Origin of the sequence: Ornithinibacillus gellani (assembly GCF_003730295.1) — a bacterium.
Lineage (GTDB): Bacteria > Bacillota > Bacilli > Bacillales > Amphibacillaceae > Ornithinibacillus_A > Ornithinibacillus_A gellani.
Genome location: NZ_QTSZ01000017.1, coordinates 326,207 through 338,334 on the forward strand (window position 1 = coordinate 326,207; position 12,128 = coordinate 338,334).

Genomic DNA, 12,128 nt, shown 5'->3' on the forward strand with positions numbered 1-12,128 from the left:
TTTAACTTTCATCATGTTTATATCAAGATTCGGCAAAAGACGGCAAATACCTTTTTTCTTTTACAAAAATCCATTTACTGAAACTCTTTTTGTCGTGTTTCCCTGGGTTTTGTTCCAGCCCTAATTTTTAACCTATTTCAACAATAAAATATAACAAAACCAATATTAAAAAACATGTACGATTGAAACCACGATTCGGCTGAACAGTAATCATCAAAAAACTGCAGTCTCGTATCCAAACATGAATACCAGACTGCAGCCTCTTCAACCTATTTCTTTGTAATTATCGAATGAATAAATCTTTAATTTGAAACCCTTTCCTGTTTCAGGACAGGATTTACGCTCCATTTCTTATTTTTAAGTAAAAAGTAGCTTAACGTCAATAAGCTGCACAATGCAATACTACCCAACAAGTACGTAAATGGTGACATCAAAGCGTCCCAGTTCCCACTTGAAATAACCGCTTTAAACGCTTGTACTGTATACGTCATGGGAAGAACGGCATTTACCGGCTGCAATACCTTAGGAATTAATTCCAATGGGAACGTTCCTGCACTTGTCGTTAGCTGCATAATCAGAATCAAAATTGCCACAAAACGACCCGGATCACCAAACCAAGTGACCAAAAATTGAATTAACGTCATAAATGTAAGACTTGTTAAAATAGATACTAGAATAAATAATGGTAAGCTCTGTACCTCCAGGCCAAGTCCGAATATCAATATGGCATCGACCAACAACGCCTGAAAAATACCAACCACTGTAAGCACACTGAATTTCCCCAAGAACCAGGACCAGCCATTTTTAGGCTTCATGGCAGGTTCATATAATGGATAAACAATGGTTATCAATAAAGACCCAACAAATAATCCCAATGAGATAAAATATGGTGCAAATCCAGTACCATAATTCGGCACTTCATTTATTTCATTTTTTTCAACAAGTACCGGCTCGCCCATCATATCATACGTTTCTTGATTTGCTTCTACTGCTCCTGCTTCATCTGCAGCTTCGCCAAGCTTCTGATGTAATTCATTCATTCCATCTTTCAATGCGACAGAGCCTTCAGCTAAATCGGTTGATCCGGCAGCTAATTGATCAGCACCAGTTACCAATTTTCCTGTTGCATCCGAAAGCTGATTCATACCACTGTTTAATGCCACCGCACCAGCTGTTAATTCATTACTACCAGTTGCTGCCTCTTTTAGCTTTTGATTAAACAAGGACATGCTTTGCTGATAGGTGTGTTGGCCGGAAACGAGTTGGCTGCTGCCAGTAGTCAGCTCCTCCATACCCGATTGTAAGTCTGCCATTCCTTTATTTAAAGCATGTTGACCATCTTGAATAGCACCTAATCCTGCTAGGAGCTGATCAAAACTAGATGCTGTTCCTGCTTGGATTTGGTCCGGTAGTCCAGCTGTTGCGTTTGATAGTTTTTGTTCTGCCTCTGACCTAAAAGTCGAAAAACCAGTCTGTAAACCGGCACCTATACCTTGTTCAAGCTGTGCAATTTGTTCATCCTTGGAAGGTATTTTTGTCGCTATTTGCTCTTTTATTTGATTAACGAGCGCTGGATCGACTCCATTTGCAAGCAGCACTTCAAAAAGTTGGTTCATTTGCTGTTCTTGTTGTCCAGCAATTTGTTCACCTATACCAGCTGACAATTGTTTCGTTAACTCATTCTCTAACTGATTCATACCAGCAAACAGCTGATTTGTTTGTTCATTCAGCTGCTGCTGAATAGAGCCAGCGAGTTGACTTGGCAGCTCTTGCTGTAATTGTCCTAATCCATTTGCTACTTGCTCTGTACCAGCTTGCAGCTCAGGTATGTTTTTACTGATTGTTTGTACACCATTATTGGCTGCAGTAATACCGGCTTGTAAATCTGAAGCCCCTTTCTCCACTTGTCCGGATGCCTGTAACAGTTCTCCATTTGCATCGGTTAACTGATGCAAACCGGTTTGAAGCTCGCTTGTACCTGCCGTTAATGTTTTCGTACCTTCATCTGCATTCGTCATACCGGCTTGAAATTCTATCGATTGATCTGCAAATAAACGCAGGCTTTTCTCCAACTGTTGGTTACCATCTTTTAATTCGGATGCACCACCATCTAGCTCTTCCGCTCCGTCACTTGCTTGTTTGAAGCCATTGGCCATTGTTTCCACATTATCAAATACTGTTTCAGCATATGTTGCTGTAACTTCTTTGGAAATAGCAGCTTTAATTTCATTCATAGCTGTTTCACCAATTTGTGATGATAGAAAGTTATAACTCTCATTTGGCACATAATTTAGTGTCAGTTTTTTTGGATGTTCATCCATAAGTGTTGTTGCATTCTTTGAAAATTCTTTAGGTATTTCCACGACCATATAATATTCTTCGTTTTCTAATGCCTGGAAAGCTTTTTTCTTAGAAACAAATTCAAAGCCAAATTCATCCAAGTCTTTCAATTTATCAACCAATTCATCTCCCAGCTGAAGCTGCTCATTTTCATAATTTGCCCCTTCATCCTCATTCACAACTGCAACTGGAAGGTCTTGTAAATGGTCATATGGATCCCAAAATGCCCATAGAAACATACCAGCATATAGAATTGGTACGCAAATGACCGCAATTACTGGAATTAGTATTTTTTTATTCGTTAACATTTTTTTCCACTCAGAAAATATCATTCTATCTTTCATCCCAAAAATTCCTCCATTACTTATATAGTGAAACTTCAATCCGTGGGGTTTTCACACTTCCCCCACGGATTGTTAGTTGAACAAGCCAGTTAATCTGTGATAAAAATGATACCCCGATAGAACCAATGACCAAAACAACCATTTGGTCACTTTAAGAGAAAAATAAAGGATTATCAGATTGACAATCCTTCGAAGAAATATAAATCAAATAAACGAATGATTTCTTCTTTCTCCAATGGGTCCCTGCTTAATTCCCAATCAAAAATTAATGATTTGTATAATTTCAGCATGACAAATGCGGTTAACTCTGGATCACATTGCTTTATTTCGCCTTTATCAATAGCTTTCTGCAATAATTCTTTAATATAAGCTATTATCGTATGCTCAAAGCGCTGCATAAAACCAATAACTTCCGGAGTGCCCATGTCTCTGCCTTCTTGAAATAACTTAATCGTTAATTGATGCTGCTTTCTAAATTCCAGTATTTTATATAAAACATGGTTGGTTTGTTCAAAAAAACGTTTATCACTATCTAATGTACTTTCTGCTACACGCTTCATCTCTGAAATTAACGTATTGACGATTTCATTAAATAATTCTTCTTTATTCTCAAAAAATGTATAAATGGTGCCTTTCCCTACATTTGCAAGTCTTGCAACCTGATCCATCGTTGTCGCCTTATACCCAAATAAAGAAAACGATTCAGTTGCGGCTTCGATGATTAATTGTCTCTTATCTTTTATCGCCATTTCATCCCTCCTTATTACCAATTGACTAATTTAGTAATTTGGTCAATTTATATCCTAAAATATAGCACGCATCATTTATATCGTCAATCAATATGATTTTTAACACACCGTTCATTTCGAATTGAGTACTTATACGAGCTGCTACAAAAATATAATGAAAATTATTACTATTTAACGTATAGTTTATATATAGGTATTTATAATAATACGAAACCAAATGGCAACCTGTCACGTACTATAAGGTAGCTAATAAATTTAGAAAGCGGGTGTCGATTGATGATTATTTTTGGTACACCTATAGAAACCATTTATCTTATTTTATTAATTGCTTCAGGTATCATTACAGTTTTATATCTGTTCTTTGGGGATGTACTTGAAGGTATTGGCGAAGTAGCGGGTTTTCTTAACCCAGTTCTCATCCTATCTTTTATTACATTTTTCTCTGCTGCTGGCTACATACTTGAACAGATTACTTCCTTTTCCAGTGTTTTAATTATCATCATCGCTGCAGTACTTGGCTTTATACTGGTTACCTTACTTAATGTATTTGTGCTGATTCCGATGGCTTCTGCAGAAGAATCACTTAGTTACACGGAAGAATCGCTTAAAGGACGTGTGGGACGGATTATTATCCCGATTCCGGAAGACGGCTATGGAGAGGTACTGATTGATAGTAAGATGGGGAGAATCTCGAAGCCAGCTGTTAGCTATGAAAAACAACCGATTTCAGAGGGAAAACAAGTCTTAATACTAGATGTAATTCATGGTGTGCTCTATGTAGAAGTTTATGAAGATGAGTTAGATGAAGTATGATCATGGTTAAATTACTAACCAATATAGGCTAGTATTTTAATAAATTTATTACTATTCAAAGGGGGAACACATATGTTGGAAAGCTTAATGGGTGGTGTAGGTATTGTTATTGCAATTGTTGTTTTTCTCATTATTGCACTAATCACTGTATTTATTACGAAATACCGCACCGCAGGACCAGATGAAGCCTTAATCGTTACAGGTAGTTATTTGGGAGGGAAAAATGTACATACGGATGAGTCAGGAAATAAAATTAAAATTATCCGTGGTGGTGGTACCTTTGTACTTCCTGTATTTCAACAAGCGGAGCCACTGAGCTTATTATCTAGTAAATTAGATGTTACAACGCCAGAGGTTTACACGGAACAGGGCGTTCCAGTAATGGCCGACGGAACAGCAATCATTAAAATTGGTGGTTCCATTGGTGAGATTGCTACAGCAGCCGAACAGTTTTTAGGTAAGTCGAAAGCAGACCGTGAGAATGAAGCAAAGGAAGTATTGGAAGGTCATCTTCGCTCTATCCTTGGTTCCATGACAGTGGAAGAAATTTATAAAAATCGTGATAAATTTTCCCAGGAAGTGCAGCGAGTTGCCTCTCAGGACCTCGCTAAAATGGGACTTGTTATTGTTTCATTTACCATTAAAGACGTAAGAGACAAAAACGGTTATTTAGATTCACTAGGAAAACCGCGAATTGCCCAAGTAAAACGCGACGCAGATATTGCGATGGCAGAAGCAGATAAAGAGACACGAATCAAACAGGCGGAGGCATCCAAGGATGCACAACGCTCCGAATTGGAACGTGCTACTGAAATTGCCGAGGCTGAAAAAGAAAATCAATTAAAAACAGCTGAATATCGTCGGGAACAGGACATTGCAAAAGCCCGTGCAGACCAGGCATATGATTTGGAAACTGCTCGTGCAAAACAAGAGGTAACTGAGCAAGAAATGCAAATTAAAATTGTTGAAAGACAAAAGCAAATTGAATTGGAAGAAAAAGAGATTCAACGTCGTGAAAGACAATATGACTCCGAAGTGAAGAAAAAAGCAGATGCAGATCGCTATGCTGTGGAGCAAGCAGCCATTGCAGAAAAAGCAAAACAATTTGCTGAAGCGGATGCCAATCAATATCGCATCGAATCACAAGCGAAGGCAGATGCAGAAAGAGTCCGTGTTGATGGTCTGGCAAAAGCAGATGCGCAGCGTGCCCAAGGTGAATCTGAAGCAGAAATCATTCGTTTGAAAGGTCTTGCTGAAGCTGAAGCAAAACGTAAGATTGCAGAAGCATTTGATCAATTTGGTCAGGCTGCCGTACTCGATATGGTGATGAAGATGCTACCAGAATATGCGAAGGAAGTTGCAAGCCCTCTTGGTAACATTGATCAAATTACAGTCGTTGATACAGGTGGTAATGGTGAAAATGGTGGAGCTAATAAAGTTACAGGTTATGCAACCAACTTAATGGCTTCCTTGCAGGAATCACTTAAGGCCTCTTCTGGTATCGATGTGAGAGAATTATTAGAGAATATATCAGGAAAAAATAAAGTTTTTAATGATATGGACTTTGATAACCCTCGCTTTGAAAAAGAAAATCCAGTCAACAGTGACGAATTACAGGAAGTTACCTCCAGCCAGGAGGACTAATATCATTTTCCAACAAGACAGCCTCGGGAGATTCCCGAGGTGTTTTTTTTGCCAAAAATATTTCCTTTGTAAATTTTTCGTTAACTTTTTAAAAATGACTATACCTTATCGACAAAATACGCTATATTAATATCGTTATGCTAAAATTTCACGACACATAACGATGAGATTTGGAATACTCATTTGGTAAGATAAAAAAATACAGGATGAGCTTTTGGCTACACTCCTATCATTCAGCTCTAGCATGTCTTTTTATCACAGATTAACTGGCTGCAAGGCCCCCACTTCAAAAATTTTTGTGGACAACAAGAATTGCAAGTGGAGGAAGTGTGAAAACCCCCACGGATTGAAGTTTCACTATATAGCCAGTAAAGGCGTTTCCAAATCTTATACATATCATCATTCGAAAAATTATAACAAGGGGTATGACCGAATGGATAGCGTTTTAATTTTGACGATTTTAATTGTAGTATGCGCCGTATCCTTTGATTTCATTAATGGCTTTCATGACACTGCCAATGCAATCGCAACATCTGTTTCTACAAAAGCTTTACGACCGAGACAAGCTGTCTTACTTGCTGCAGTCATGAATTTTATTGGCGCTATGACCTTTACCGGGGTTGCAAAAACCATCACAAAAGATATTGTTGATCCATTTAAGCTGGAAAACGGTACGATTGTCATATTAGCGGCATTACTAGCTGCAATAGCTTGGAACTTAATTACGTGGTATTTTGGAATCCCAAGTAGCTCTTCCCATGCATTGATTGGGTCCATTGCTGGCGCGGCAATTGCTGCAGCTGGTTTCAGTTCATTAAATTACAGTGGTTTTCTAACGATTATCCAAGCACTACTTATATCACCACTGCTTGCTTTTGGGGTTGGTTTTATTGTTTACAGTATATTTAAGGTAATCTTTCGCAATAATAACCTGACGCGGACAAATAATAATTTCCGTAAAATTCAAGTGGTCACTGCCGCATTACAGGCCTATTCTCATGGAACAAATGACGCACAGAAAGCAATGGGAATTATTACGATGGCACTTATTGTTAACAATTACCAAACCTCTGATGATGTCCAAACATGGGTACAGTTTATTTGTGCACTAGCTATGGGGCTTGGTACGTCCATTGGTGGTTGGAAAATAATCAAAACCGTTGGTGGAAAAATCATGAAAATCCGACCTATTAATGGAGTTGCTGCTGATGTGACAGGTGCAGCCATCATTTTTGGGGCAACTTTTATTCATTTGCCTGTAAGTACCACACATGTCATTTCTTCCTCGATTCTAGGTGTTGGTTCTGCTCATCGGGTAAAGGGAGTTAAATGGGGTACTGCACAACGTATGTTGATTACATGGGTTATTACATTACCAATTTCTGCTACTTTAGCAGCGCTTTTCTACTTTTTCATTCAGTTATTTCTCTGATACGCATAACACCCCGAATAGCCATCTTACTATTCGGGGTGTTATTATTTCTGGACTGTAAGCGCCGTTTGCTGCAAAAGTACCTCTGTTAATAATTGTATTGCGATATCTATTTCGTCTGTACTTACGGTTAAAGGTGGCAATAGTCGAATAACATGTGGTCCAGCACTAAGTACTAATAATCCTTTCGTCATCAATTCTGGAACCATGGATGAGATATCTGCATCAGATACGATACCAATCATTAATCCCTGACCACGTACTTGGTAATGCTGTCCGAGCTTCTCCTCCAAACAAGCTTTCAGATACTTCCCTTTGACATTAACTTCTTCCAAAAAATCAGCCTGAAAAACATGTTGAAGTACCGCCTTTGCTGCTGCCATTGCAAGTGGATTTCCGCCAAATGTTGTACCATGAGATCCAGGTCCAAAAGCCTCTGCCAGCTGTTCCTTGGCCAGCATTGCACCCACTGGAAAACCATTACCAAGCCCTTTTGCCAGCGTGATAATATCTGGGGATACATCGTATTGTTGAAAGGCAAATTTGGTTCCCGTTCTGCCGATGCCCGTCTGTACTTCATCAATAATAAGCAGAAGATCATTCTCCTGGCACAGCTTTTCTATAGCTGTTATAAATGCTTGTTCAGCTGGAATGACTCCTCCTTCGCCTTGAACAAGTTCTATCATAATAGCTGCTGTATGATGATCCACACATGAAACCACTGATTTTAAATCATTGTAAATTGCGTACTCAAAGGATTCCAGCATAGGGCCAAAACCTGCATGGATTTTTTCTTGTCCTGTTGCAGCCATGGATCCAAAGGTACGACCGTGAAAAGATTGGTGAAAAGAAATAATTTTTGATTTTCCGGTTGCTTTTCTTGCCAGCTTAATAGCGGCTTCATTTGCTTCTGCTCCGCTGTTACAAAAAAATACACGTTCCAGCTTGCTATGGTCTGTAAGCCATTGTGCTACTTCCTGCTGAATTGGCTGATGATACAAGTTGGATACATGCCAATATTGCTGTAATTGTTCCTCAACAGCTGCCATTACTTGCGGATGACGATGGCCTAAATTACACACCCCAATTCCCGACCCAAAATCAAGATATGTTTTCCCATCTTCCCCCTGAACAGCCGTTCCTTCTGCCGATTGTACGGACAGATTGAAACGGTTGTATGTAGGAAATAAGCCAGACATATTAAACAACCTCCATTGATTTTTTTATGATGGTTCCAGACCATTGATTATTAGCGCTTAATCTTCCATTTTTACCATCCATAATAACAGCTTCATTCAATCCGCCATGCAGGCTGGCAATGGCTGCTTTCACCTTTGGAATCATCCCACCGTAAATAATGCCTGAATCAATCATTTTTTCAACAGCTGCGGATGAAATGGAATCCACCAGCTGACCCTTTTTCATCACTCCTGGGACGTCTGTCACAAATACAAGCTGCTTTGCCCGAAGCTCTCTTGCTATTGCACCGGCAGCTGTATCAGCATTGATATTATACGTTCGCCCATCTTCACCTGGCGCAATAGGTGCAATAACAGGCACAATCCCTAAGTCCAGTAAGGAAAGTAAGAACGATTGATTGACTTTATCTACATTTCCAACAAGTCCATAGCGTTCATAATCTAATGGTGTTGCCGTTAAAAGTGCCCCATCAGAACCGGAAAGGCCGATAGCAGCGATACCACAGCTCGTTAATTTTCTTACGATTTCCTTATTTACTTTGCCACTTAACACCATTTCAACTAATTCCATGATTGGTTTGGTTGTTCGACGCAAACCATCGACAAATTCACTTTTTATACTTAAACGATTTAATTGTTTTTTAATTTCGGGTCCTCCACCATGCACGATAATGGGTTGCATTCCCGCTTCCTTTAATGCTGCGATACTATGATAAAATTGGTCTGATAAGGCGCCAACTGTACTGCCGCCGCATTTTAAAACAATTATATTTCGCAATTATATCCCTCCTACGAACGATAGCTTGCATTGATACGGACATAATCATAGGTCAAGTCACAGCCCCATGCTTTTCCAGTTCCATCTCCCATATGCAAGTCAATGTCGATTTTGATATGCTCTTGTTCCAAATAGGCTGAGGCCTCCGATTCTGAAAAAGCTACAGGCTGGCTTTGATGCAGTAAAGTAATATGACCAATTGCAGCATCAATTTTATGCACATCAATTGTTGCACCACTATAGCCAATGGCCGCAATAATCCTACCCCAATTAGCATCTGAACCAAATACAGCTGTTTTGACAAGTGAGGACCCAACAACTGATTTAGCCACCTTGCGTGCGTCCTCTGAATCTGTTGCCCCGTGTACTTCCACTTCAATTAATTTAGTCGCGCCTTCACCATCTTTAGCAATCATTTTTGCCATATCCTCGCAAGTAGATTCAAGCATCGCTACAAATGCGTCCCAATCAGGATGTGCTTTCGTTAATGGATTATTTTCTGCCATTCCATTTGCCATCACAAGCACCATATCGTTGGTTGAAGTATCGCCGTCTACCGTAATACAGTTAAACGTCTTTTCGGTTATTTCCTGTAAAGTTTCTTGTAGTACTTGCTGATCTATTGCAATATCTGTCGTAATAAAGCCAAGCATGGTGGCCATATTGGGTTCAATCATGCCAGAACCCTTTGCAGATCCAGCCATTGTTATCTTTTTACCGTCAATGATCGTTTCATAGCATGTCGATTTTGACTGTAAATCAGTTGTTAGTATAGATTCATTAAACGATGCAGCGTCTGTTGCTCTCGTGCCAGGCTGTAGTTTAGCAATACCAGATCCAATTTTATCCATGTCCATATGCAAGCCAATGATTCCAGTAGAAGCAACGGCAACATAATGGTTTTTCAGCTTCCATTTGTCAGCTACCATCTTCTGCATGTCCAACGCATCATGCATTCCCTGATCACCAGTACATGCATTTGCATTTCCACTATTTACAATCACTGCCTGCAGTTTTCCTTCCTTGGCAATACTTGTTTTTGTCACTAATAATGGAGCCGCCTGTATGGCATTTGTTGTATAAACGGCTGCCGCGTTTGCCGGTTGTACGCTATAAATCATTCCTAAATCATTTCTTTTTCGCTTTACTCCCGTGTGCAGACCTGACACTTGAAAGCCTTGCGGTGTTACAATCGAACCCTTCTCATTTTTTATACATTTCTGCTTTGTTGTCAGCATGCCATATCAGCTCTCCTTTCTGTTTTTCCATTATGGATAAACAGGTATGAATTCCAAACCTGTCGTTTCATCCAAGCCAAACATACGATTCATATTTTGTACTGCTTGCCCTGCCGCTCCTTTCATAAGATTATCAATGACAGATACGACCATGATACGGTTGGTACGTTCATCATACGCATGCCCAATATCACAGAAGTTGGATCCGTACACTTCCTTCGTACTTGGAAAGCTACCTTTATCCCTAATTCGTACGAAATGGTTGTGCTCATAATTTTCCTTATATAATGTTATGATATCGTCTATTGAGATGTCTTCCTTTGCCTCCATATACATGGTTGCCATTATTCCTCTTGTCATTGGCGCAAGATGTGTCGTAAAGGTTACCGCTCCTGCCGCTGGATTCCATTGTGATAATTGTTGTTCTATTTCCGGTGTATGTTGGTGTGCATTGACTTTATATATTTTAAAATTGTCATTCGTTTCCGCATAATGACTTGCTTGTGAAAGCCCTTTTCCAGCCCCACTTACACCAGTTTTCGCATCAATAATGATGGAGTTTTCATAAACCCATTTTTCTTTTATAACGGGTGCCAATCCGAGCAATACAGCTGTCGGGAAACATCCCGGATTGGATAATAATTGAACATTCGTTAAGTTTTGAGGAATCCATTCTGAAAGTCCGTACAATGCTTGTTGCAAATATGCGGGGTCTGGTGATTCCTTACCATACCAAGTTTCATAACTCGTTGGATCCTGTAAGCGAAAATCACCGGATAAATCAATAACTTTCACCTGATGTTCCAATAAACCCGGGATTAATTTAGCAGATACCCCTGAGGGTGTTGCGGTAAAAATACAATCAACATCCTCTGCTAGTTTGGCGATATTGGCAGGCTCCAAATCAAGTGTGGTGATTCCCTGCAGCTGCGGATAATAATTGGTGATTGATTCCGAATGACTGCTAGATGAATGAATCGAATGAATGCTAGCATGCGGATGTTGCTGTAAAATCCGCATCAATTCAACACCACCATATCCAGTTGCCCCGATAATTGCTATTTTCATAGAATACTCACTCCAAAATGATAATGATTTATTTATTATAAACTGTATAAAAATAAAATCAACAGTATATTTATAAATTTTTATAATATTTCATACATGTAAACGCCACCAAATAAGCCTTTCGTCCAAAATCAATATGTATTATATATGTATTTTACATAATCCTAAATTGGTAAAATCAGCCCATTAAATTATATTTTTTCCAAATATATGCCTATTTGACCATATTTTATAGTTAAAAAGGTTTAGTTTTTGTTAAATTTGGTTAATAAGTTAAAGAGATTACACGAAGGAGTGGTGAAGGGTAGTTGGATTTGCAGGCACAGCTAGAGCATAAAATCGAACAGCTTAGAGAAAAAATGTATGAAGCTTATCAAAATCATGAAAGTTCCGATGTTGTTTTAGAGATATCCAAGGAATTGGATGTTTTATTAAATAAATTGGACGCTATCAATAAATAATATGGATTATCTAAATAAGCTGAATGATTGATGTATTAAATTGTTTTTAGGCAATGAAAAAA

General features: G+C 38.9%; 10 protein-coding genes. 4 read left to right on the forward strand and 6 right to left on the reverse strand.

Features of this window, described 5'->3' with window-relative positions; all coding sequences use genetic code 11:
* Positions 1-302 precede the first annotated feature (302 nt).
* Positions 303-2,684: a YhgE/Pip domain-containing protein gene (locus tag DX933_RS05725; RefSeq protein ID WP_123315516.1), complete on the reverse strand. Its 2,382-nt coding sequence runs from the start codon at positions 2,682-2,684 to the stop codon at positions 303-305.
* A gap of 173 nt (positions 2,685-2,857) precedes the next feature.
* Positions 2,858-3,433, reverse strand: a complete 576-nt coding sequence (locus tag DX933_RS05730; protein ID WP_123315517.1) for a TetR/AcrR family transcriptional regulator — start codon at positions 3,431-3,433, stop codon at positions 2,858-2,860.
* 276 nt (positions 3,434-3,709) lie between these two features.
* Here DX933_RS05730 and DX933_RS05735 point away from each other — a divergent pair, with 276 nt between their 5' ends.
* The 3 genes from DX933_RS05735 to DX933_RS05745 all read left to right on the forward strand — a co-directional run bounded on the left by DX933_RS05735 (position 3,710) and on the right by DX933_RS05745 (position 7,322).
* Positions 3,710-4,246: a DUF1449 family protein gene (locus DX933_RS05735; protein WP_123315518.1), complete on the forward strand. Its 537-nt coding sequence runs from the start codon at positions 3,710-3,712 to the stop codon at positions 4,244-4,246.
* A gap of 87 nt (positions 4,247-4,333) precedes the next feature.
* On the forward strand, positions 4,334-5,890 hold the full coding sequence (locus DX933_RS05740; RefSeq protein ID WP_123315632.1) for a flotillin family protein: 1,557 nt from the start codon (positions 4,334-4,336) through the stop codon (positions 5,888-5,890).
* Between the two features lie 433 nt (positions 5,891-6,323).
* Positions 6,324-7,322 carry an inorganic phosphate transporter gene (locus tag DX933_RS05745; RefSeq protein ID WP_123315519.1) on the forward strand — a complete coding sequence of 333 codons (999 nt, stop codon included), beginning with the start codon at positions 6,324-6,326 and terminating at the stop codon, positions 7,320-7,322.
* Between the two features lie 44 nt (positions 7,323-7,366).
* On the opposite strand, the gene DX933_RS05750 is transcribed toward DX933_RS05745, so the two are convergent.
* From DX933_RS05750 to argC, 4 genes are read right to left on the reverse strand one after another with little or no spacing between them, the layout of a single operon-like run.
* Positions 7,367-8,521: an acetylornithine transaminase gene (locus tag DX933_RS05750; RefSeq protein WP_123315520.1), complete on the reverse strand. Its 1,155-nt coding sequence runs from the start codon at positions 8,519-8,521 to the stop codon at positions 7,367-7,369.
* Between the two features lies 1 nt (position 8,522).
* A complete protein-coding gene (gene argB / locus DX933_RS05755) occupies positions 8,523-9,299 on the reverse strand; it encodes an acetylglutamate kinase (protein ID WP_123315521.1) in 777 nt (258 codons plus the stop codon).
* Positions 9,300-9,310: 11 nt separating this feature from the next.
* Positions 9,311-10,537 carry a bifunctional ornithine acetyltransferase/N-acetylglutamate synthase gene (argJ, locus tag DX933_RS05760; RefSeq protein ID WP_123315522.1) on the reverse strand — a complete coding sequence of 409 codons (1,227 nt, stop codon included), beginning with the start codon at positions 10,535-10,537 and terminating at the stop codon, positions 9,311-9,313.
* 30 nt (positions 10,538-10,567) lie between these two features.
* Positions 10,568-11,605, reverse strand: coding sequence for an N-acetyl-gamma-glutamyl-phosphate reductase (gene argC, locus DX933_RS05765; protein ID WP_123315523.1), 1,038 nt, complete (start codon positions 11,603-11,605; stop codon positions 10,568-10,570).
* A gap of 308 nt (positions 11,606-11,913) precedes the next feature.
* On the opposite strand from argC, the gene DX933_RS05770 reads away from it, so the two are divergent.
* Positions 11,914-12,066 (forward strand): aspartyl-phosphate phosphatase Spo0E family protein, encoded by a 153-nt coding sequence (locus DX933_RS05770; protein ID WP_123315524.1) that lies wholly within the window; start codon positions 11,914-11,916, stop codon positions 12,064-12,066.
* Positions 12,067-12,128 lie beyond the last annotated feature (62 nt).

Bases quoted from the DNA above. Each gene is read 5' to 3' on its own strand.
- argC (WP_123315523.1), bottom strand. From the start codon at position 11,605: ATGAAAATAGCAATTATCGGGGCAACTGGATATGGTGGTGTTGAATTG.
- DX933_RS05745 (WP_123315519.1), top strand. From the start codon at position 6,324: ATGGATAGCGTTTTAATTTTGACGATTTTAATTGTAGTATGCGCCGTA.
- DX933_RS05730 (WP_123315517.1), bottom strand. From the start codon at position 3,433: ATGGCGATAAAAGATAAGAGACAATTAATCATCGAAGCCGCAACTGAA.
- DX933_RS05725 (WP_123315516.1), bottom strand. From the start codon at position 2,684: ATGAAAGATAGAATGATATTTTCTGAGTGGAAAAAAATGTTAACGAAT.
- argJ (WP_123315522.1), bottom strand. From the start codon at position 10,537: ATGCTGACAACAAAGCAGAAATGTATAAAAAATGAGAAGGGTTCGATT.
- DX933_RS05740 (WP_123315632.1), top strand. From the start codon at position 4,334: ATGGGTGGTGTAGGTATTGTTATTGCAATTGTTGTTTTTCTCATTATT.
- DX933_RS05750 (WP_123315520.1), bottom strand. From the start codon at position 8,521: ATGTCTGGCTTATTTCCTACATACAACCGTTTCAATCTGTCCGTACAA.
- DX933_RS05735 (WP_123315518.1), top strand. From the start codon at position 3,710: ATGATTATTTTTGGTACACCTATAGAAACCATTTATCTTATTTTATTA.